General features: G+C 60.7%; 24 protein-coding genes. 11 read left to right on the top strand and 13 right to left on the bottom strand.

Annotated features, from left to right (window positions below):
- Nucleotides 1-45: 45 nt before the first annotated feature.
- The 4 genes from GQF03_RS08115 to GQF03_RS08130 all read left to right on the top strand — a co-directional run bounded on the left by GQF03_RS08115 (nucleotide 46) and on the right by GQF03_RS08130 (nucleotide 2,326).
- Nucleotides 46-522: an MAPEG family protein gene (locus GQF03_RS08115; protein ID WP_161338743.1), complete on the top strand. Its 477-nt coding sequence runs from the start codon at nucleotides 46-48 to the stop codon at nucleotides 520-522.
- An 86-nt stretch (nucleotides 523-608) separates the two neighbouring features.
- On the top strand, nucleotides 609-941 hold the full coding sequence (locus GQF03_RS08120; protein WP_161338744.1) for a YegP family protein: 333 nt from the start codon (nucleotides 609-611) through the stop codon (nucleotides 939-941).
- 76 nt (nucleotides 942-1,017) lie between these two features.
- On the top strand, nucleotides 1,018-1,446 hold the full coding sequence (locus tag GQF03_RS08125; protein WP_161338745.1) for a nuclear transport factor 2 family protein: 429 nt from the start codon (nucleotides 1,018-1,020) through the stop codon (nucleotides 1,444-1,446).
- A 31-nt stretch (nucleotides 1,447-1,477) separates the two neighbouring features.
- On the top strand, nucleotides 1,478-2,326 hold the full coding sequence (locus tag GQF03_RS08130; protein ID WP_161338746.1) for a DMT family transporter: 849 nt from the start codon (nucleotides 1,478-1,480) through the stop codon (nucleotides 2,324-2,326).
- Between the two features lie 65 nt (nucleotides 2,327-2,391).
- Here the strand turns inward: GQF03_RS08130 and GQF03_RS08135 are convergent, their stop codons facing one another.
- Genes GQF03_RS08135 through GQF03_RS08145 form a run of 3 tightly spaced genes read right to left on the bottom strand, consistent with a single transcriptional unit; the run spans nucleotide 2,392 to nucleotide 3,491 of the window.
- On the bottom strand, nucleotides 2,392-2,703 hold the full coding sequence (locus GQF03_RS08135) for a YciI family protein (RefSeq protein WP_161338747.1): 312 nt from the start codon (nucleotides 2,701-2,703) through the stop codon (nucleotides 2,392-2,394).
- A 33-nt stretch (nucleotides 2,704-2,736) separates the two neighbouring features.
- On the bottom strand, nucleotides 2,737-3,168 hold the full coding sequence (locus GQF03_RS08140) for an SRPBCC family protein (protein ID WP_161338748.1): 432 nt from the start codon (nucleotides 3,166-3,168) through the stop codon (nucleotides 2,737-2,739).
- Nucleotides 3,165-3,491, bottom strand: coding sequence for an ArsR/SmtB family transcription factor (locus tag GQF03_RS08145; protein ID WP_161338749.1), 327 nt, complete (start codon nucleotides 3,489-3,491; stop codon nucleotides 3,165-3,167). The genes GQF03_RS08140 and GQF03_RS08145 overlap by 4 nt, the downstream gene beginning before the upstream one ends.
- Before the next feature lie 211 nt (nucleotides 3,492-3,702).
- On the opposite strand from GQF03_RS08145, the gene GQF03_RS08150 reads away from it, so the two are divergent.
- Nucleotides 3,703-4,251, top strand: coding sequence for a type I secretion C-terminal target domain-containing protein (locus GQF03_RS08150; protein WP_161338750.1), 549 nt, complete (start codon nucleotides 3,703-3,705; stop codon nucleotides 4,249-4,251).
- 33 nt (nucleotides 4,252-4,284) lie between these two features.
- Here GQF03_RS08150 and GQF03_RS08155 read toward each other — a convergent pair whose 3' ends face one another.
- Together GQF03_RS08155 and GQF03_RS08160 are read right to left on the bottom strand one after the other, a co-directional pair.
- Entirely contained in the window at nucleotides 4,285-5,028 is a 744-nt protein-coding gene (locus GQF03_RS08155) for an NYN domain-containing protein (RefSeq protein WP_161338751.1), read from the bottom strand.
- Nucleotides 5,029-5,158: 130 nt separating this feature from the next.
- A complete protein-coding gene (locus GQF03_RS08160; RefSeq protein ID WP_161338752.1) occupies nucleotides 5,159-5,746 on the bottom strand; it encodes a flavodoxin family protein in 588 nt (195 codons plus the stop codon).
- 126 nt (nucleotides 5,747-5,872) lie between these two features.
- Between GQF03_RS08160 and GQF03_RS08165 the strand changes: the two genes are divergently transcribed.
- Both GQF03_RS08165 and GQF03_RS08170 read left to right on the top strand, forming a co-directional pair.
- Nucleotides 5,873-6,235 carry a winged helix-turn-helix transcriptional regulator gene (locus GQF03_RS08165; protein WP_206376310.1) on the top strand — a complete coding sequence of 121 codons (363 nt, stop codon included), beginning with the start codon at nucleotides 5,873-5,875 and terminating at the stop codon, nucleotides 6,233-6,235.
- 51 nt (nucleotides 6,236-6,286) lie between these two features.
- Nucleotides 6,287-7,171 (top strand): ABC transporter substrate-binding protein, encoded by an 885-nt coding sequence (locus GQF03_RS08170; protein ID WP_161338753.1) that lies wholly within the window; start codon nucleotides 6,287-6,289, stop codon nucleotides 7,169-7,171.
- On the opposite strand, the gene chrA is transcribed toward GQF03_RS08170, so the two are convergent.
- The 5 genes from chrA to GQF03_RS08195 form a co-directional block, all read right to left on the bottom strand.
- Nucleotides 7,168-8,460 carry a chromate efflux transporter gene (chrA, locus tag GQF03_RS08175; RefSeq protein ID WP_161338754.1) on the bottom strand — a complete coding sequence of 431 codons (1,293 nt, stop codon included), beginning with the start codon at nucleotides 8,458-8,460 and terminating at the stop codon, nucleotides 7,168-7,170. The two genes, GQF03_RS08170 and chrA, sit on opposite strands and share 4 nt — an antisense overlap.
- A gap of 80 nt (nucleotides 8,461-8,540) precedes the next feature.
- Nucleotides 8,541-9,002, bottom strand: coding sequence for an SRPBCC family protein (locus GQF03_RS08180; RefSeq protein WP_161338755.1), 462 nt, complete (start codon nucleotides 9,000-9,002; stop codon nucleotides 8,541-8,543).
- 39 nt (nucleotides 9,003-9,041) lie between these two features.
- Complete coding sequence (locus tag GQF03_RS08185) at nucleotides 9,042-9,485, bottom strand: GNAT family N-acetyltransferase (RefSeq protein WP_161338756.1); 444 nt, start codon at nucleotides 9,483-9,485, stop codon at nucleotides 9,042-9,044.
- Nucleotides 9,482-10,645, bottom strand: coding sequence for an acyl-CoA dehydrogenase family protein (locus GQF03_RS08190; protein WP_161338757.1), 1,164 nt, complete (start codon nucleotides 10,643-10,645; stop codon nucleotides 9,482-9,484). The genes GQF03_RS08185 and GQF03_RS08190 overlap by 4 nt, the downstream gene beginning before the upstream one ends.
- Nucleotides 10,646-10,720: 75 nt before the next feature.
- Nucleotides 10,721-11,191 carry a GNAT family N-acetyltransferase gene (locus GQF03_RS08195; RefSeq protein WP_161338758.1) on the bottom strand — a complete coding sequence of 157 codons (471 nt, stop codon included), beginning with the start codon at nucleotides 11,189-11,191 and terminating at the stop codon, nucleotides 10,721-10,723.
- A 196-nt stretch (nucleotides 11,192-11,387) separates the two neighbouring features.
- Here GQF03_RS08195 and GQF03_RS08200 point away from each other — a divergent pair, with 196 nt between their 5' ends.
- The 3 genes from GQF03_RS08200 to GQF03_RS08210 all read left to right on the top strand — a co-directional run bounded on the left by GQF03_RS08200 (nucleotide 11,388) and on the right by GQF03_RS08210 (nucleotide 14,523).
- The gene (locus tag GQF03_RS08200) at nucleotides 11,388-12,392 is read left to right on the top strand and encodes a TRAP transporter substrate-binding protein (protein ID WP_161338759.1); all 1,005 of its coding nucleotides are present in this window, start codon (nucleotides 11,388-11,390) and stop codon (nucleotides 12,390-12,392) included.
- Nucleotides 12,393-12,462: 70 nt separating this feature from the next.
- Complete coding sequence (locus GQF03_RS08205; RefSeq protein WP_161338760.1) at nucleotides 12,463-13,143, top strand: TRAP transporter small permease; 681 nt, start codon at nucleotides 12,463-12,465, stop codon at nucleotides 13,141-13,143.
- Nucleotides 13,144-13,146: 3 nt separating this feature from the next.
- Nucleotides 13,147-14,523, top strand: a complete 1,377-nt coding sequence (locus GQF03_RS08210) for a TRAP transporter large permease (RefSeq protein WP_161338761.1) — start codon at nucleotides 13,147-13,149, stop codon at nucleotides 14,521-14,523.
- A gap of 13 nt (nucleotides 14,524-14,536) precedes the next feature.
- Here the strand turns inward: GQF03_RS08210 and GQF03_RS08215 are convergent, their stop codons facing one another.
- Nucleotides 14,537-15,853: a DUF3422 family protein gene (locus GQF03_RS08215; protein ID WP_161338762.1), complete on the bottom strand. Its 1,317-nt coding sequence runs from the start codon at nucleotides 15,851-15,853 to the stop codon at nucleotides 14,537-14,539.
- Nucleotides 15,854-16,115: 262 nt separating this feature from the next.
- Here GQF03_RS08215 and GQF03_RS08220 point away from each other — a divergent pair, with 262 nt between their 5' ends.
- Complete coding sequence (locus GQF03_RS08220) at nucleotides 16,116-18,377, top strand: bifunctional diguanylate cyclase/phosphodiesterase (RefSeq protein ID WP_161338763.1); 2,262 nt, start codon at nucleotides 16,116-16,118, stop codon at nucleotides 18,375-18,377.
- On the opposite strand, the gene GQF03_RS08225 is transcribed toward GQF03_RS08220, so the two are convergent.
- Nucleotides 18,369-19,772, bottom strand: coding sequence for an FAD-binding oxidoreductase (locus tag GQF03_RS08225; RefSeq protein WP_161338764.1), 1,404 nt, complete (start codon nucleotides 19,770-19,772; stop codon nucleotides 18,369-18,371). The two genes, GQF03_RS08220 and GQF03_RS08225, sit on opposite strands and share 9 nt — an antisense overlap.
- Complete coding sequence (locus tag GQF03_RS08230; RefSeq protein ID WP_161338765.1) at nucleotides 19,769-20,737, bottom strand: L-threonylcarbamoyladenylate synthase; 969 nt, start codon at nucleotides 20,735-20,737, stop codon at nucleotides 19,769-19,771. The genes GQF03_RS08225 and GQF03_RS08230 overlap by 4 nt, the downstream gene beginning before the upstream one ends.
- Nucleotides 20,738-20,821: the final 84 nt, after the last annotated feature.

Raw genomic sequence — 20,821 nt, forward strand, 5'->3', positions numbered from 1 at the left:
CCATGCGATGATGCGGCCGCGTTCATTTTTCGGGGAGGGAGGCCCATGAACAGTTTCACTCTGGCAAATCCGGTATTTGCCGCCTATGCGATCGCGGCGTCTCTGATGGTGTTGAAAATCATGGGGCAGGGCTGGGTGACGGTCTACCGCATGCTGAAAATCGGCGGCGGCTATGCGAGCCCCGAAGACCTGAAGGCGGGCATGATCAACAAGAACCCGCGGCCCGAGCAGCTGGAAGTCAATGATTATGTCGACCGCTCGCGGCGGATGCACCGCAATGATCTTGAGAATATCCCGGCCTTCCTGATTGCCGGGCTTCTGTTCGTCGCGGTCGATCCGGACCTGCTGCTCGCGCAAATCCTGTTTTACGGCTTCGTCATCTCGCGGCTGCTGCATGCCATCGCCTATGCGACGAAACAGTCCCACGAGATGCGCGCGACCTTCTATACCATCGGCAGCGTGATTGTGATTTATCTGGCAATCCATGTTCTGGTTGTGGCGATCGCCCGCGCCGCCGGATAAAACCAAGTAATTGTTGCGGAGAGGGCCGATCGTGGGGCAGTATTGACGGTCTCAATACAATTGAACCAACAGCGGAGTAAAGAAACATGGCAGGCAAATTCGAGCTTTACAAGGACAAGGCGGGAGAATTCCGTTTCCGGCTGAAAGCGGGCAATGGCGAGGTCGTTGGCACCTCGGAAGGCTACAAGGCGAAAGCCAGCGCCGAAAATGGCATCGAATCGGTCAAGAAAAATGCCGGTGACGAAGGCCGCTACGAGTTCAAGGAAGGCAAGAACGGCAAATGGTACTTCAACCTGAAGGCCTCCAACGGCCAGGTCATCCTTGCCAGCCAGGGCTATGCCGATGAGAGCGGCGCGAAGGCCGGCACGGGCGCCGTGGGCCGCGCGGCGGACGGCGCGAAGACCGACGATCAGACCTAAGCGGCAGATATATCGCGAGCGGAGGCCGGGGGGCGAATTTCCCGGCCTCTCTTTTTGAGTGAGTGCGGGTGAACAGATGACAGAGACGACGATCGAGACAACGCTGGACAGCTATTACAAGGCCCTGCAATCCGGCAAGGAAAGCGATCTTCGGGAAATTGTCGCACCGGATATCCTGGTTCAGTATCACGATGCGACAGGCTTGCTGCCCTGGGGAGGGACCTGGCAGGGGTTCGATGCCTTCCGGACCTTCCTCTCCCATGTGGCGGAGCATCTCGTCATCGAAAATGTGGAACCGCTTGAGAGGCTGATCGCGGAGGACTCGGTGGTTGTCGTGCTGCGCGGGAGATGGCTGGCGAAGGCAACGGGACGCCGCATCGAGGCCGTCGTCAGCAATATCTTCACCATCCGGGAGGGACGCGTCGCCGGGTATCAGGTTTTCCCGGACAGTGCCGCCTTTGCCATGGCGCTGGACAGACTGGCTGTGGTAGAGGCAGGAACGTAAGCCCGAATGCGGGCAGGCAGGAACAAGTGAGATGGAATTACCGGTTTTTCTGATCGTGCTGCTGGCGGCGCTGCTTCATGCGTCGTGGAACGCCTTCGTCAAGATGAACGGCGATCGCGTGCTGTTCATGGCGGTGATGATGGCGGCAAGCGGGCTGATCGCCTTTGCCGTTGCCCTCTTTCTGCCGCTGCCGGCGGTGGAAAGCTGGCCCTATCTCGCGACGTCGGTCTTGATCCATATCGGATATCAGGTGTTTTTGCTGTCGGCCTATAAATTCGGCGATTTGAGCCATGTCTACCCGCTCGCGCGCGGCTCCGCGCCCTTGATCGTTGCGCTGGTCTCGGTCTTCGTGATCGGGGAGGCGCTGGACTCGCAGGCGATGATCGCCGTGGTGATCATGGCGCTCGGGATCATGAGCCTGTCGCTCACCCGCGGGGCGCAGAAGCTCTGGAACCCGCCCGCCGTTTTCTTCGCTCTCGGCACGGGCCTGTTCATCGCCTTCTATACCCTGACCGACGGAATCGGCGCGCGCATTGCCGGCAACGCCCATAGCTACACCGTCTGGATGATGGGGCTGCAGGGGATTCCCTTTATCGCCTATGTCCTGGCAACGCGGCGGGGGCGGGCCCTGCCGGAAATTGGCCGGGTGTGGAAAACCGCCGCCCTGATGGGGCTGATGAGCCTGACCGCCTACTGGTCGGTGATCTGGGCGATGACGGTCGCGCCGATTGCCCTTGTCGCCGCGGTCCGCGAGACGAGCATCATCTTCGCGCTGCTCTTCGGCGTCTTCTTCCTGAAAGAACGGCTGAGCCTGCTCCAGCTCGTCGCCACCTTCATGACGCTCACCGGCGTCGTGCTCCTCAAGATAAACCGGAACTGACGCGCGCAGAAATGCCGGACGGAAATTCCCGCCCGGCATCGCGCCTGTTGCCGAATCCGGCAGTCTTATATATTGATGGCTTCCACGACCTCGACGGTCCCGCCGCTTTCTGTAATAGGACAGCCTTTTGCGATGGATATTGCCGCGTCCATATCGGCGGCGTTGACAAGGGCATAGCCTGAGAGCGGATTACTACCGCCGTTATCTTCAACACCTGTCGCAGTTACGGTTTTTGACATGCCGACGGGGTTGCCCGGGTCGAGGAAATCCTTCTCGTGTTTTTGCATCCAGGCGCCCCAGGCGGCCATCAATTTAGCGCCTTCTTCTTCTGTCTCGGGCATTCCACCACCATGATAGGCAAATACAAATTTTGGCATCTTTCTTCTCCTCCTGTTGGCTAAGGGTAAAGGTCAGCTTGCAAGTCGTTCCAGTTTGCGAAGGCAGGACGTCCAGCCCTCGTTATGGTTGGCGGCGCTTTCATCATCGGGCAGGTCGGAATGGATCAGGCGGAACACCGCGCCGCCGGACCCGTTCGGCTCGACCTCGAACCGCACCCGGCTTTCATGGCCGCGCGCATCCGTGTCGTCATGCCAGCCCCAGGTAAACTCGACGGAGCGGGGCGGATCGACCTTGGTCACCTCGCCGGTCACCTTGTGGCGGCCGCCCTCGGCATTGACCATCACCGACATCCATTTGCCGGGCTTCGAGAGATCGAGATTATGTTCAGGGACGCTCATCCCCTCCGGTCCCCACCATTTCAGCAGATGCTTGGTCTGGGTGACGAAATCGAAAACGGTTTTCGGATCGACGGGGAAGCTGCGTTCAAGGGTGAGTGTGCTCATTTTTTCTTGCTCTCCTTAATTAGGGCCATTTCAAGCCGGTCAAGGCTCTTCTGCCAGAAGTCGCGGTAGCTCATCGACCAGGCGCCGATCGCCTGCACCGCTTCGGGACGGACGGAATAGAGGCGGCGCTGCGCATCGATACGCTGCTCGACGACGCCCGCCTTGCGCAGGACTTTCAGATGCCGCGAGATGGCGGGGGCGGAAATCTGCCCCACGGATCGCAGCTCCCCGGCGGGCAGCTCTCCCTCCTGAAGCAGCTTTTCGACAATCGCGAAGCGCGTGGCGTCACCCAGCGCGGCAAAGGTACTCGATAAATTGGACATGGATGCTCTTTTGTTTAACTATTATGTTAATTAACATATTAGAAAAATAAAAAGAGTCAATGGAAATTTTGAACTCTCCGGTTAACCGGGTGCGGCGCGGGCCTTCTAAATAATTATAAATAAAAATAAATAAAAATTGAAAATTACATAAAGTAAACTAAGTAAAAAAAATCTATTTTTAATTTATTATTTAATATATTGGGAAATTGATATGGCAATAATTTATGGAACCGACGATACTTTATATGCGGCGGCGGGAACGCCGGATCTGTACGGGGACGAGCACGATATCTCCAGCGGCGATTATGCCGGCGGCGAGGACAGCCTCTACGGCGACAGCCAGTCGAACGGCCTCTATGGCGACGCCTTCAATATGTATAACATCACGAATTATATCAGCCTCATCGGCGGCGATGATTTCTTGGACGGCGCGGACAGCTTCGTCTATGACGGCGTCGCGCCGGATGCGGGCGGCGTTCTGACCATCACCGAGGGCCATGACCGGATCATCGATTTCGACGCGTCCGAGGGCGATGTCATCGATCTTGACGGCATTTTCGATGCGCTGGGCGTCGCCGCGGCAGAGGACCGCGCGGGCATGGTCAACTTTGACGAACAGGGAAGCCGGACCATCCTCACGGTCGAGGGACAGGCGGATTTCTCCGTCACCCTCGCGCATAGCAGTCTCGGAACGACCGAGGGCGGGCTTACGGACGCGGAGCTTCAGGGCCTCGGGATTACCGTCGGCGACGCGAGCTGACGGGGCGGCTTCACCGGAATGACAGACAGGTAATCAGTCGTTCTTTTTCCCGGCGGGTGGCTTCAAGCGGATGCGCATGGAGCCGCCCTTCGGGGTTTCGATATCGAAGGCGTTTGTCTTGCGCACGAGGTCGCTCAGTTTCGGGACGCCGTAGTTGCGCGGGTCGAAGTCCGAATTGAGGTTGAGGAGCTGGTTGCCCACATGGCCGAGCGCGAACCAGCCATCGTCGCTGTCGAGCTCGGCAATGGCCTTCTTGATCTGCTGGGTTGCCTTGGAAATCGGTTCCAGCGATTTTTTCGGGGCGCCGCCACCTTTCTGGCTCTCCTCGGTGACGCCGCGCAGGTTTTCCGTATAGATAAAACGGCGGCAGGCCTGCCGGAAGCTTTCGGGGGTTTTCTGCTCCCCGAAGCCATAGACGTCGATCCCCTGTTCGCGGATGCGGGCGGCGAGGGTCGTAAAATCGCTGTCCGAGGAGACGAGGCAGAAGCCGTCGAAGCGCCCGCTGTGCAAGAGGTCCATGGCGTCGATCACCAGCGCGATGTCGGAGGCATTCTTGCCCGTCGTATAGGCGAACTGCTGATGCGGCATGATGGCATGCTTCTGGAGCACATCGGCCCAGCTTTTCGACCGGGCATGCGAGAAATCGCCATAAATCCGCCGCACGCTGGCCTCCCCGATCTTGGCGATTTCCTCGAACAGGCCATCGGCAATCCGGGCGGAGGCGTTGTCGGCATCGATCAGGACGGCAAGGCGGGGGGAGCGAGGTTCGGGCATCATCAAATCTCTTGTCGGCTATAATGAAATTACTCCCCGGACAATGTCGCATTTACCGCCGGAATTCAACTGTCTTCACATAAAAACGGCCGCCCGCCTGCGCGCGCGACCGTTTCGGAGAGAAAGGGTTAAATCAGGCGGCGAGGGCGTCTTGCGTCCGTACCGCGATTTGCGCGATCCGCTCCCCATAGAGCCGCGCGGTCTCGAGATCGCCCTTGCGCGGCGCTTCGTCGGGGGAGGCGTCGGAGGGGGAAACCGCCAGCGCCCCGGCGAAACCGCCGGTCCAGTTCACGTCGTCCGGGCCGTGCTGCTTCTGGTTGGACGGAAGCAGGCCGGTGCCGACCCAGATCTGGCCATGCTGCTGCGACAGGGTGAAGAAATAATTGATCGTCGCGCCCTTGTCGCCGTTCACGGTGGCGGAGTTGGTGAAGCCGCCGGCGATCTTGTCCTTCCAGGCGGAGGCAAACCACGGCTTGGAGCTCTCATCGGCGAATTTCTTGAACTGCCAGGCCGGTCCGCCCATGTAGGTCGGGCTGCCGTAGATGATGGCGTCCGCCTCTTTCAACGTGTCCCAATCGGTTTCGGTAAGATCGCCCGTCTCGGGGATGCGGATGACGCTGACCGCGGCGCTGTTGACGCCGGCGGCGCCCTCTTTCACGGCCTCGGCCTGTTTTTCCGTGTGGCCGTAGCCGCTGAAATAGATGATCGCAATTTTCGTCATTTTGTACTCCTGTCTGGCGTGACGCCCTTTAAAATAATTCGTGATATTCAACAGCTGGGCCCTTTACTTTCTTTTTGCAAGTAGTTACCTAATGGTAAGTATTGAGAAAGTTCGGAGAAAAATGCAATGAGCCCGAAACATAACCCCAACCAATGCCCGATGGAGAGCATTCTCGGCCAGATCATGGGCCCCTGGACGCCCTATATCCTGTGGCTGCTGTCGAATGAAAACAGCCTGCGATTTGGCGAACTGGCGGCGCGCATTCCCGATATCTCGGCGAAGGTGCTGACCGATCGCCTGCGCAAGCTGGAGGCCTCGGGCCTTGTCCATCGCGACTATCAGCCGACGGTGCCGCCGACGGTTTATTATTCGCTGACCACGCGGGGATCTGAGCTGCATGGCGTGTTGCAGGGCCTCAATGAAGTTGCACTCCGCTGGGACGAGGAAGACAGGCTGACGGCGGACGATAGGAAAATTGCCGCCGAGTAGGGAGCGTGCTAGCCTAGCCGCGCCATAACAAGAAAAAGGGAGGCCCGCGCCTTGGAAAAGATCCATATCCAGTTCACGCTTTTCTCGGCTTTTTACTCGCCGCTGATCTCGACCATGTCGGGCGGCTTTCTGAAGGCGGAGGGGCTTGAGCCTGTCTGGTCCGTCTCGGCGCCCGGGAAAAGCGCCATCGATGCGTTGAAGGACGGCAGCGCCCATGTGGTGCAATCGGCCCTGAGCCATGGCTTTGGCGCGCTCGCCCGGGGGGAGGAGATGACGATTTCCCATTTCGCGCAGATCAACGAGATGGATGGATTCTTTCTCACCGCGCGGGAGCCCGACCCCGATTTCACCTGGAAGAAGCTGGAGGGGGCGGAGGTTGTCCTCTTTGGCGGCGGGCAGCCGCTCGTCATGTTCAAATATGCCTGCCACAAGGCCGGGATCGACTATGACAGGATCAAGGTCATCAATGTCGGCGGCGCGGCGGCCATGGACAAGGCCTTCCGCGAAGGGCAAGGCCACTATGTGCAGCAGCAGGGCCCGTTCCCGCAGCAGCTGGAGGCGGAGGGTATCGGCCATATCGTCGCTGAGGTCGGCAAACAGATCGGAACTTGCGGTTTTTCCAGCCTTGCCGCCACCAAGGACTGGCTGAAAAGCGATATGGCGGCGGCCTTCATGCGCGCCTATCGCAAGACGCGGGCCTATATGACGGAAACCCCCGCCGCGGAGATTGCGAAGGCGGAGAAACCCTATTTCCCGGATATCGACGAGGCGGCGCTCACGCGCTGTATCGCCACATACCAGACGCTCGGCTGCTGGACGCCGCATGTGGAAATCACGCAAGCCGCCTATGAGGCGACCATGGATATCTTCGCCTATAACGGCCTTCTCAAGGAGCGCTACGCTTACGATCTGATCTGCGGCCGCCCGCCCGCCTAGACCAGATAATCAAGGGCCACGCCGCCCGCCGCCGCGACCAGCAGGACCGGCGTGATCGGCCAGTGCCGGTAGAGCAGCAGGAAGCCGCTGATCAGCGCGAGTGCCAGGACACGGGCATCGAAGGAGGCAAGCATGGGCTGCCAGAGGGTGAGGGGGCCGGCCTCCCGCATAGTCACCTCGGTAAAGAAGACATGCAGCGCGAACCAGAGGGAGAGGTTGAGGATCACCCCGACCACCGCCGCCGTGATGGCATTGAGCGCGCCCGCGAGCCGCGGCTGGTTCGAAATCCGGTCGATATAGGGCGCGCCTGCGAAGATCCAGAGAAAACAGGGCACGAAGGTCACCCAGAGGGTGAGCGCCGCCCCGGCAAGCCCTAACAGAAACCCACCTTCGCGAAAGGCCGCGAGGAAGCCGACGAATTCGGTCACCAGGATGAGCGGCCCCGGCGTCGTCTCGGCGAGGCCGAGGCCGTCCATCATCTGTCCGGCATTGAGCCAGCCGAAACTCACCACTACATCCTGCGCCATATAGGCGAGCACCGCATAGGCGCCGCCGAAGGTCACCACCGCGAGCTTCGAGAAGAAGAGCGCGATCTCGGTGAGGATGGGGGTTTCGGAGAGCTGATCGATGAGGAGCACCGGCGCCCACCAGATCACCAGCCCGAGCGCGATGGTGAGCGCCGTCTGCAAGGGGGCGGTTTTCCGGACGGCGGGCAGCGTTTCGCTCTCATGGGTCTCATCGCGCCAGAAAAAGCCGAATAGCGCGGCGGCGAACACGATGAGCGGGAAGGGGAGCGCGAGGAAGAAGATGCCGATAAAGGCAAGGGCGGCGATGATCCAGTAGATCATTTTTTTAAGCGCGCGGCGCGCCACCTTCAACAGCGCCTCGATCACGATGATGACCACGGCCGCCTTGATCCCGAGGAAGAGCGCCGCCATCAGCGGGACCGAGCCGAAATACGCGTAAAGGCCCGCGAGCGCGAGGATCACGGCGGCGCCGGGCAGGACGAACAGCAATCCCGCCATCAACCCGCCCCAAAGCCCCTTCAGCCGCCAGCCCGCATAGGTGGCGAGCTGCATTGCCTCGGGCCCCGGCAGCAGCATGCAGAAGCTGAGCGCATTCAGATACCGCCGCTCGGAAAGCCATCTCTTCTCATCGACCAGCACCCGGTGCATCAGCGCGATCTGCGCCGCCGGCCCGCCAAAGGAGAGCAGCCCGATGCGCCCGAAGGCGGCGAACAGCTCACCGATTTCCGGCGCCTCTTTCGCTGGTGTGGCGTCGATGTTCATGCTCAAAAGTCCTGTCGTTGCGATGCGGGCAGGTCGAGCATGATAGACGCAACAGCAGGGCTAATCTGTCAACCGGATTTTTATGACGCCTTGGTGACTTTCGCCTCGACATTGCGCTTGATATTGGCGAGGGAAACCTCGGCCTCCGCGTCCATCCGCGCGATTTGATCCTCGGTTGGCGGTTTGGGGCGCGCCGGATTGATCATTGTGCGGGTGAAGCGGACCTCACCATTGCCTTCCTCCTTTACGTCATAACGGACGATGATGGTGCCGATGAAATCCGTTTTCGTCTCGCCGATCCAGAGATGCGGCGGCTCGCAATCGGTCACCACCCAGTCAAGCTGCGCCGGACCGCTCCGCGTGCTCCATTGCTCGATAAAGGTATCGCCCTTTCGCATGGGGCGGTCGGGGCTGTCGATCTCGTGGGACGAGGCGATCCATTCGGGCCAGGAATTGGGGTTGCTGACATAATCGAGCACGGCACTCGCCGGTGCCGTGATCAGGATATCGTGGCTGCGTTTGAAGGCGTGGGTTTCGCTCATTATTCTTATCCTTTTTTATGGGCGTTTTGTCATCATGACTCAGAGTTCCTTCTCAAGCAACTCGAAGCCGGAGCGGGGGTGAAATCCGGTTTTGACATAGAAGGCGCGGGCCCTCGTATTCCGCTGACCGACCTGCAGCATTAGACTCCGGCATCCGCGTGCCCGGGCTGTCGCTTCCGCCGCCGCGAGAAGGGCCGCGCCGGTCCCTTTCGACCGATGCGCGTCAGCGATATAGAATTCGTCGATATCCGCCATCAGCCCGGCATGCTCGAGGCTGAAATTATAGACGAGGAGGAGATAGCCGATTGCCTGTCCGCGTTTGAGAGCGAGATGGACCTCGCCCGCATCGCGATGCCTAAAAAGCCAGTCAAGGTTTCGCCGGATGCGCGCCTCTTCAAAATTTGGAAATCCTTCAAATCGCCAGTACCCCTCGATCAATGGGAGGAGGGCGTCGATATCGCTTTTTTCAGCAAGTCGGATCATCGGGGTCCGCTTTTCGTCTCCGCTTTTTTAAAGAGGGCGCGGGCGATGCGTTCGTTCTGGATTTCGGTTGTGCCGTCCACATAATTGGCGATGCGCGCGCAGGCGATCTGGCGACCGATCGGGTAGTCGCGTTTCAGCCCCGCCGCGCCCATCACCTGCATGCAGCGCGACAGCTGCTCATCGGCCATGCGGGCGGCGAATTTCTTGGCATGGGCGGCGGGAATTTCGGCCTCCGTCCCATTCTCCACCGCAAGCACGGCGCGATAGGCGAGAAGGCGCGCGGCCTCCACCTCCGTCTGGGCATCGGCAAGCCGCCAGCGAAGCCCCTGGAAATCGGCGATATGCCCGCCGAAGGCAGCACGCTCGCTTGCGTATTTCGCGGCCAGCTCGATCGCCGCCTCGGTCATGCCGCAGCACATGGTCGCAACATAGCTGCGCGCGGCATTGACGCCGGCCATGGCCGCCTTGAAGCCATCGCCCGGCGCGCTCATCATCCGGATGTCGGGAACGAAATGATCTTCCAGCCTGAACCCGCCGGTGCCGATGGCATGGCCGCCCATGATCTGGAACGGCGGCACACGGGACACACCGTCCTCCCGCGCATCAACGAGGAAACCGGCCACCCCGCGCCAGCCCGCCGCCGGATCCGTCTGCGCATAGAGGAACATCAGGTCCGCATGCGCCGCATTGGTGATCCAGGCCTTCTCGCCATTGAGGATCCAGCCGCCCTCAACCTTTTTCGCGCGGGTGGTAATCGCGGAGAAATCGCTGCCGGCCGCGGGCTCGGTCAGGGCGGTGCAGCCGATGGCCTCTCCCGCCAGCATTTCCGGCAGGTATTTTCCGGCAATCTCCCTGGGCGCGTCGCGGGCGATCTTCCCGGCGAGGCCCATATGGTTGATCAGGGAGAAGGAAAAGGCGAAGCAATGCCGCGCCATTTCCTCGGCGAGGCGGGCTTTGAGGCGGAACCGGCCGCCGAACCCGCCGAGATTCTCCGGCACTTCCAGTCCGGCGAAACCGGCGAGGGAGGCGGCCTTCAGCGCCTCGATCGGCTGGCGGCGGTCGTCTTCCCAGGCCTGCGCCTTCGGGGCGACCTCGATTTGTGCGAATTCCACGGCACGGGCGAGCATCGCCGATTCTGCATCACTTAGGGGTAAATCCATGAGCCATCCCTGTTCTTCTTGTTCTTGCTTGGCAGCGACTATAGCCGAGGGCGCGCCGACGGGGAAGCCGCTCCGTCAATCCAGCGTTTTCTCCATGCGGAAATTGGCGAGGGCGACGCCGTTCCTTACCGGCTGTTGTTCGCGCAGGACCTGCCAGCCCTGGCGCTCGAAAAACGGGCGGGCGAGGAGGCTGGCGTCGCTGGTCAGCCGTGAAAGGCCCGATTGCCGCGCATATTGCTCAACAGGGCCGTAAAGCGCCTTGGCGACGCCCGCGCCGATCCAGTCGGGATGAACGAAGGCTAGATCAAGGTGACCTGTGGGCGTCACCGACATGAAACCGGCCATTTTTCCCTCCACCTCGGCAATCCAGGTACGCAATCCGCCAAGCCGGTCGCGCCATTCCGCGGGGTCCGGAAGGTCCGGTGCCCAGGCCTGCCGCTGCGCCTCGCTATACCGGGTGGCGGCCCCACGCCGGACGCTTTCGAAGAAAAGCCGGGCGGTGGCCGCGGCGTCTTTTTCGTCAAAATCGCGAATGGTTATTTCCATCTTCCCGTCCATCCTGTGTCGCGCCGGAATATCCGAAATTTTTTGCTGCACTGCAACCTGAATTCCACCGGCTAAGTTTTTGTTGCAAAGACAAAAAATTAGTGGAGAATAAATTGCAAAGACTATATTAGCCAATAAGACGCTGACAAAGCGCGTTTGATTCTTAGACCTACAATATTCGGGAGGAATAGAAAATATGCGTAAAGCATTATTGGTCGCGGCTGCGACCGCATTATTGATGGCATCCGGCACCGCCGCCTATGCGCAGTGCGATGCGGGCGAAATCGTTATCAAGTTCAGCCATGTGACCAACACCGACAAGCATCCGAAAGGCATCGCCGCAAGTCTCTTGCAGCAGCGGGTGAATGACGAGATGCAGGGCAAGGCATGCATGGAAGTCTATCCGAACTCGACTCTTTATAACGACGACAAGGTTCTCGAAGCCCTGCTGAACGGCGACGTCCAGCTGGCCGCGCCGTCGCTGTCGAAGTTCGAGCAGTTCACCAAGCAGTTCCGCATCTTCGACCTGCCCTTCATGTTCAAGGATATCGACGCGGTGGACGGATTCCAGAATTCCGACACCGGCCAGAAGATGAAGGAAAGCATGAAGAAACGCGGCCTGCTCGGGCTCGCTTTCTGGCATAACGGCATGAAGCAGTTCTCGGCCAACAAGCCGCTGATCCTGCCGGAAGACGCCAAGGGGCTGAAGTTCCGCGTGCAATCCTCTGACGTGCTCGTCGCGCAGATGGACGCCCTCGGCGCGAATCCCCAGAAAATGGCCTTCTCCGAAGTCTATGGCGCCCTGCAGCAGGGCACGGTGGACGGACAGGAAAATACCTGGTCCAACATCTACGGCCAGAAATTCTTCGAAGTCCAGGACGGCACGACCGAAACCAACCATGGCGTGATCGACTATCTCGTCGTCACATCGACGGGTTTCTGGGATGGTCTTCCCGATGACGTCCGCACCCAGCTCGCCACGATCATGAAGGAAGTGACGGAAGCGCGGAATGCGGAATCGACCAAGGTCAACGCGGAAGCCAAGCAGGCGATCATCGATGCCGGTGGCGTCGTCCGCACCCTGACCCCGGAAGAGCGGCAGAAATGGGTTGATGCCATGAAGCCGGTCTGGGCGAAGTTCGAAGCCGATGTCGGCGCCGACAACATCGCCGAGGCGCAGAATTTCAATATGACCAACTGATGTTGGCAACGGCTGGCGCGGATGACCTCCGCGCCAGTTGCTTTTTCGGTACCGGGCAAGGGGGGAGGCCATGTCGGGTTTAAATCCACATAAAGCGAGGACCTTTGTCGACAGGCTGGAGGAAACGCTGATCGCGATCATGCTGGGTCTGATGACCCTGATCACCTTCGCCAATGTCGTCGCCCGCTACGTTTTCAATTCCAATATTCTCTGGGGTCTGGAGACCACGTCGATCCTGTTCGCCTGGCTGGTGCTTCTCGGCGTCAGCTACTGCGTCAAGATGACGGCGCATCTGGGTGTCGATGCGGTGGTCAACCTGCTCTCGCCGCCGGTGCGAAAGGCCTGCACGCTGATCGCCGTTACCTGCTGTCTTGTCTATGCCTTCCTGCTGCTGAAGGGCGGATGGGATTTCTGGGCGAATTTCGCCAATCTCCCGGCGACGACCGGCCGCTGGTTCCCGACCGGGTTCCAGGAGAATTATCTCGCCAAGGGCTGGTATGAAACCAACGACGTCTTCATGCCGGACATGTTCCAGTTCCTCAGCAACTGGTTCAACGACGGGGAGCGGTACGAGAAAATCCCGCGTTTCATCCCCTATGTAATGCTGCCAATCGGCATGGGGCTGCTGTTCTATCGTTTTTTGCAGGCCGCCTGGGCCGTCTATACCGGCAGGCAGATGCTTATCATCGTCAGCCATGAAGCCGAGGATGCGGTCGAGGAAGCCGCCGCCAAAGTGAAGCGGGAGGAATAGTCCATGGAAGTCGTCCTCCTGTTCGTCATTATCATCGGTCTCCTGCTGCTCGGCGTTCCCATCGCCATTGCGCTGGGGCTCAGTTCCATCGTCTTCCTGCTGACGCTCTCCGACAGCTCGCTCGCCTCCGTTGCCCAGACCTTCTACGAGGCCATGGCCGGGCATTACACGCTGCTGGCGATCCCCTTCTTCATCCTCGCCTCCAGCTTCATGTCGACGGGCGGCGTGGCGAAGCGGGTCATCCGTTTCTCGATCGCCATCGTCGGGCATTTCAGCGGCGGCCTTGCCATCGCCGGGGTGTTCGCCTGCATGATGTTCGCGGCCCTCTCGGGCTCCAGCCCCGCGACCGTGGTCGCCATCGGCTCCATCGTCATCGCCGGCATGACCCAGGTCGGCTACAAGAAGGATTTCGCCGCCGGCATCATCTGTAACGCCGGGACTCTCGGCATCCTGATCCCGCCCTCCATCGTCATGGTGGTCTATGCGGCGGCGACGGATGTGTCGGTCGGGCGGATGTTCCTGGCGGGCGTCATCCCGGGCCTGCTGGCGGGCTTCATGCTGATGGTCGGCATCTATATCGCCGCGAAATACAAGGGCCTGCCGAAGGGCGACTGGCTGGGCTGGGGCGAGGTGTTCGCCGCCGCCCGCGACGCCGCCTGGGGCCTGTTCCTCATCATCATCATTCTCGGCGGCATTTACGGCGGGGTCTTCACCCCGACCGAGGCGGCGGCCGTCGCCTCCGTATATGCCTTCCTGATCGCCAATTTCATCTATTGCGACATGGGCCCGCTGCACCGCGGGGAGGGGCAGGATCCGATCCCGCTCTGGCGTAAACCGCAGGCGCTGATCACCGTGTTCTTCCACAAGGACACCCGCGACACCCTGTTCGAGGCGGGCAAGCTAACGGTCACCCTGATGTTCATCATCGCCAACGCGCTGATCCTCAAGCATGTGCTGACCGACGAGCAGATCCCGCAGCAGATCGCCGGCGCGATGTTGGACGCCGGGTTTAACTGGTGGGTCTTCCTGATCATCGTCAATGTCATCCTGCTTGTCGGCGGGCAGTTCATGGAGCCGTCGGGCCTCATCGTCATCGTTGCGCCGCTGGTCTTCCCGATCGCCATCGAGCTCGGGATCAACCCGATCCATCTCGGCATCATCATGGTGGTGAATATGGAGATTGGCATGATCACGCCCCCGGTGGGGCTCAATCTGTTCGTGACCTCGGGGATAGCGGGCATGCCGATCATGCGCGTGGTGAAGGCCGCGCTGCCCTGGCTCGGCATCCTCTTCTTGTTCCTGATCATGGTGACCTACATCCCGTTCTTGTCGACCTGGCTGCCGACAACCTTCATGGGGCCGGAGCTGGTCGTGAAATAGGGAGGGCGGCGGTTCAGCTGTCGCGGTAGAGGCGTTTCTTGAAGCGCCGGAGCGCCAGCCAGACCGCCGTGATCACCACCGGGATCGAGGCGCCCTTCACCAGATCGACATTGACCGCCAGGCCGAGATTATGCCCGGCCTCGGCGCCGTAGCCGATCAGGCTGACGAGATAATAACTGATTGCCGCGATCGACAGCCCCTCCACCGTTTCCTGCAGGCGGAGCTGGCGCTGCGCCCGCCGGTTCATGGCGGCGAGCTGCTGCTGGCTCTGTTCGGCGAGGGCGAAATCCGTCTTGGTGCGCAGCAGGTTGGCCGAGCGCGTCGCCCGCCGTGACAGGTCACCCAGCCGGTCGGCCACCGAATTACAGGTGCGGACCGCGGGCGCGAGGCGGCGGTCGAGAAATTCCGCGACCGTCTGATAGGGATCGACCGGCATCTCCTTGAGTTCGGCGATGCGCGAGAGCACGATGGGGTAATAGGCCCGCGTCGCGCTGAAGCGATAGGCGGTGCGCGCCGACAGGGTCTCGATCTCGGCGGAAACGCGGGTGAGATCGCGCAGCAGCGCGGCTTCCATTTCGGCGTCGCCGGCCTCGCTCAACTGCTCGGTCAGGTCCGCAAGTTCGCTGTTGATCAGCGCGACTTTCAGGCTGACCTCGCGGGCGAGCGGCAGGGCGAGGAGCGCGAGATTGCGGTAGACGGCGATCTCGAATATCCGCAACAAAACCCGCCCGGCCTTGCGCGGCGTCATGCCATGGTCATAGACGAGGGTGCGGTTATAGCCGTCCTTGTCGATGCGCAAATCCGTCCAGAGCTGCGCGGCGTTGCCGCCGATGAGGCTGCTGACCAGGCTTTCGGAGACGAAATATTTCTCAAGCTCGCTCTCCTCGGGGCGCGGCTGGTCCTTCGCCAGGATCTCCGCCTTTATCGCCGTCAGCAGGAAGCCGGGCAGGCCGCTCAGCCATTCCTTGGGCACCTCGGCGCAGGCGGTCGTGGCGAAGGGCTCCGCCTTCCGGTTGGCACGAAAGAAGGTATAAGTGGTGAATTCCGCATGGCGTTCCCAGCGCAGGCGGAAATTGCCGAAATCGGCGGAGAAATGACTGGCCTTCTCGGCGGGCGGATGCAGGCCGTAGCGGCGGCAGAGATCGCAGATATGCCGGTATTCCTGCTCTTCCAGATGCTCCTCGTGAAACATCGCGTAATGGGTGGCCGTCAGCGGCGCGACGATCTGCTCGAATGGGCGCGCATGCAGCTCGTTGCTGATATCGAACCGCAAGGGGTGGGGCGTCAGCCCGGCGCAATCCCCGGATGCATTGACGGTGGTTTCCATCATCTTTCGCCTGCGTCATATTAGGTAACTGTAAAATCGGAATGCAAGCACTAGTCTTTCCGATATTCAATGTCAACCTGAGAGGAGGGGACGGCGGCTTTTTGCCCCGGGGACCGGTCAGCCTTGTGTGGATAACCTGTAAAACCCACTAAATATAGAGGGTTTATCCTTCTTTTTTATGAAATTCGTCGAAATAATTTGCGAATTAACTCTATTTGACTCATGATGATTGACCTGGGGGAAAGTAAGCGTATGTGTAAGAGTAATGATTACATCCGTTGAGGGTAAATCGCCGGTCCCGCCGGCGGCACGAAATTCACGTCTGTTCGGTCCGGCACCGAGACGGAAAGTCTTGCTGGTTTCAATCAACATTCCAAAGAATAATGATCCCTACGGATCGCTCGATACCTTTGTTTTCGGCCATGTGCCGGTCGTCTTCCTGATCGCCGAAACAGCGGCGGCCGCGGCGCAGATGCTGGAGGAAAATCCCGACATCGCGGTTCTTATCGTCGATGTCTCGGGCGAGAAGGGCGAAAGCGGCCTTGCTCTGGTCCGGAAGATCCGCGAGGAGATGGGCAACCGCACCGTTCGCGTGGTATTGCTTGGCGAAACGCCAGAGGATGGGCAGGCGCAGAACCGGTTCCTCGATTATGACGTCAGCGATTACCGGGACATTTCGGCGATCAACCTGCCGAAGCTTTTCACCAGCCTGACCATCGCGCTGCAATCCTACGAACGGCTGGTCTCGGAGGAGGACAGCAAGCAGTCCCTGCAGACCATCCTCGATATCACGCGGGAGCTTTACGGCGTGCGCTCGGTCGAGGATTTCTGCCTGACCATCCTGACCCAGCTCCAGGTCATCTGCAAGAATGTCGAGGATTGCTTCTTCGCCATTCCGAATGAACATTCCGGGGAACTTTCCGTGACGGCGGGCAAGGGCCGCTTCCTCGCCGCGAACAAACGGCGCGTCACCGAGACGGTCGATGAGGACCTGTTCGAGATGATCCTGGCCGCGTCGGTCGCCCGCGAAAATCTGTTCACCGATGCGGTCAGCATCCTCTGTATCTGCCGCGACGACCGGCTGAAGGGCGTTGTCGTGCTTGAAAACCGGGCGCCGCTCACCTTCCTCGAGACCCGGCAGATGGAACTGATCTGCGCGAATATCACCCTCGGTCTCGAGAATGCCGACATGTTCGAGGAGATCAAGCGCCTCGCCTTCAACGACAGCCTGACCGGGCTGGATAGCCGCGCGAAATTCCGCTCCGACGTGCAGTCCTATATCGAGACGGTGGCGAAACCGATGAAGAAGCGCTTCGCCGTCGTGCAGTTCACGCTCGAGCATCTGCCGGAGCTTAATATCGCGCTCGGCCATGACGCGGGCGACGAGTTGCTGCAGTTCGTGTCCGAGCAGTTGACGCAGCTGTTCCCCGATGCCATTTCGCTGGCGCGCACCTCGGGCAACGGGTTCGGCCTCTGTCTGCCCTATATGCGCAACCGCGAGCTCAAGGAAATCCCGAAGGTCATTCACCGCCTGTTCGAGCATGGCCCGTCATCGCGCGAGAACATGCCGCATATCAGCCCGCGCATCGGCCTTGCGCTCTATCCCGCCGATGCCGACAACGGCACGACGCTCTGGCGCAACACCAATATTGCGCTCGCCAATCTCAAGGTCCGCAACGGCACCTATTTCTGTTTCTACAACAGCGCGATCGCCAATGACATCAACGCCCGCGTCGAGATGAACAATGCGCTCCGGGCGGGGATTATGCGCAAGGATCTTTCGCTCAATTACCAGCCGCAGGTCAATCTGGAAAACGGCGAGATCATCGGTGTCGAGGCGCTGATCCGCTGGCAGCGGGAGGCGGGGCAGTTCACCGCGCCCAACGAATTCATCCCGGTCGCGGAAAGCTCCGGTCTGATCATGCCGATCAGCGAATGGGTGCTGTTCGAGGCCTGCCGCCAGCGCAAGGAATGGCTCGATCTGGGGGCGGACGGTTGGCGCGTTGCGGTCAATCTGTCGCTGTCGATCTTCCAGAATGACGACTTTGCCGAGCTGATCAAGAAGACGCTGAGCGAAACCGGCTGCCCGCCGCGGCTTCTCGAGCTTGAGGTGACGGAGAGCGTGATCATGGAAAACCCGGAGCAGACGCTCGGCAATTTCCGCGATCTGCGCGCGCTCGGCGTCAGTTTCGCCATCGATGATTTCGGCACCGGATATTCCTCGCTCAGCTACCTCCGCCAGTTGCCCGTCTCGTCACTGAAGATCGACAAGGCCTTCATCGACGGCCTCACCGACAATGCCGACGATGCTGCGATTGCCCGGACGGTGATCTCGCTCGGTCGCAGCCTCGGCCTCACGGTGCTCGCCGAAGGGGTGGAATCAATGGATCAGGTGGAATTCCTCTGGTCGGCGAAATGCCATCAGGCGCAGGGCTTCTTCTTCTCCCGGCCCGTCGCCGCGGACGAAATCCTGCCCTTTATCCGCAATCCCGGATTTTCAAGTTTCGGCCAGCCGACCCTATTTTAGGAGCTTGCCCGGATTCATGATGCCGTCGGGATCGAAGGCCTTCTTGATCCGGCGCATCAGATCAATTTCGATCGCCGGCTTGTAATGCACCAGATCGTCCGCCTTCAGCCGGCCGATGCCATGCTCGGCGCTGATCGAGCCGCGCATGCTGACCGCGATATCATGGACGGCGCGGCTCACTTCCTCCCAATGGGAGAGATATTCCTCCCGGTCCATGTCGGCGGGTTGCATCGGGTTGTAATGTACATTGCCATCGCCGATATGCCCGAAGACGACAGTGCGGAACGTCGGGATAATCTTGCCGACGGCAATATCGGCCTCGCGGATGAAATCGGCGTAGCGCGAGACGGGGACCGAGATATCATGCTTGATGCTGCCGCCCTCGGGCTTTTGGGCCGCCGAGATTTCCTCGCGCAGGCGCCAGAGATGCTGCTGCTGCGCCTCGCTCGCGGGCACCACGGCATCGACGACGATGTCCTGCTCATATCCCGCGGCGAGAATGCTCTCCATCAGGTCTTTTAACTCCGGCGTCGCGCTCGAGGACAGCTCGATCAGCACATGCCAGTCATAGCGGGCGGGCATCGGGTCGGTGAAATCCGGCACATGACGCACCACCATATCGATGCAGTAGCGCGAGATAAGCTCGATCGCGGTCACCTGATCGCCGCTCATGGCGCGGGCGAGGCCGAGGAGTTCGATGGCCGCCTCGACCGAGGGCACGGCGGCGAGCGCGACCTGCTGGTATTTTGGTTTGGGATACATTTTCACCACGGCGCCGGTGACGATGCCAAGCGTGCCCTCCGCGCCGATAAAGAGCTGCTTGATATCATAGCCGGTATTGTCTTTTCGCAGCCCCGTAAGCCCGTCCCAGATCTGCCCGTCGGGGAGCACGACCTCAAGGCCCAGCACCTGCTCGCGTGTATTGCCGTAATGCAGGACCTGCACACCGCCCGCATTGGTCGAGATATTGCCGCCGATCTGGCAGCTTCCTTCCGAGCCGATCCGGAGCGGGAAGATAAAGCCATTGTCCTCCGCCACCTCCTGCAGATTGGCGAGGATGCAGCCCGCATCGACGGTGAGCGTGCCGTTCCGCCGGTCAATCTCCCGCACCTTGTTCATGCGGGCGGTGGAGAGGATGATCTCGTCGCCGCCCATGAAGGGGATCGATCCACCAACAAGGCTGGTATTGCCGCCCTGCGGCACCAGCTTGGTTTTCGTCTCCGCGCAGAGTTTGACGATGGCGGCGACTTCCGCCGTCGTTTTCGGCTGCACCACGGCGCGGGCGCGGCCGACGAACTTGTCGCGCCATTCGACGACGAATCCCTGCATGTCGGAATCCTCGGTAATGACATGCTTGGTGCCGACAATGGCCTTCATTTCGTCAAGGATATTCATGTTCCTACCGCTTCCTTCTCCTCCCGGGGGGCCGCAGCCCGCCGCAGGCGGTCGTTGATCGCCCGCCCGAGCCCGACTTCCGGGATCGGGCCGACGGCGATGCGTTTGAATTTCATCTCGTCAAGGAAATGCAGCGCCGAGAAAAGCAGCGCCGCCGCCTCGGTCAGATCGCCGGTCAGGCTCAAGTTGACATCGGCGATGGCGTCATGGTCGCGCCCGAAGGCGAGATAGGCCTCGCCGGGCTCCTTGTTCGTCGCATTGAGGCGCACCGCCGCGTCAGGCGCGTAATGGCTCTGCAGCATGCCAGGGCTCGGGCTGGTGCCGTCCGCCTCATGGGTGAGGAGGGGACCGACGCAGGCCTCCAGTTGTTCGCGGGTGATGCCGCCCGGACGCAGGAGGACGGGCTGTCCCCCTTCCGCGAAGCCGACCACCGTGCTCTCGACGCCGACCGGGCAGGGGCCGCCGTCCAGCACGCCGGCGATCTTTCCGCCAAGTCCGGCAACGACATGCGGCGCCGTCGTCGGGCTGATCCCGCCGGACGGATTGGCGCTCGGCGCCGCCAGCGGCCGGTCGCAGCTTTTAAGAAACTCAAGCGCGAGTTTATGCCCGGGTACGCGGATCGCCAATGTCTCCAGCCCGGCGCTGGCGAGGCGCGAGACGGGGCAGTCGTCCACGCGCGGCAGCACGAGGGTGAGGGCGCCCGGCCAGAATTTCGCGGCGAGCCGCTCGGCAATCTCGTTGAACGCGACATAGGTGCGCGCCGTCTCAAGGCACGGCACATGGACAATCAGCGGATTGAAGCTCGGCCGGCCCTTGGCCTCGTAAATCGCCGCAACGGCGCGGTCATTCGTCGCATCCGCGCCAAGGCCATAGACGGTCTCGGTCGCGAAGGCGACAAGGCGGCCTGCGCGAATTTCCCCCGCCGCCGCCGCAATTCCGTCCTTGTCCGCCTTGAAAATCCGCATATGCCCGCATTATCTCTCGAAAGAATACCTCAACAAAGCCGCCCGGGCGCATCGCAAAGCTTCGAAATGCTTTTTTCCCGGCGC

The sequence above is a fragment of the Sneathiella chungangensis genome (assembly GCF_009882935.1).
GTDB classification, from domain to species: Bacteria; Pseudomonadota; Alphaproteobacteria; order Sneathiellales; family Sneathiellaceae; genus Sneathiella; species Sneathiella chungangensis.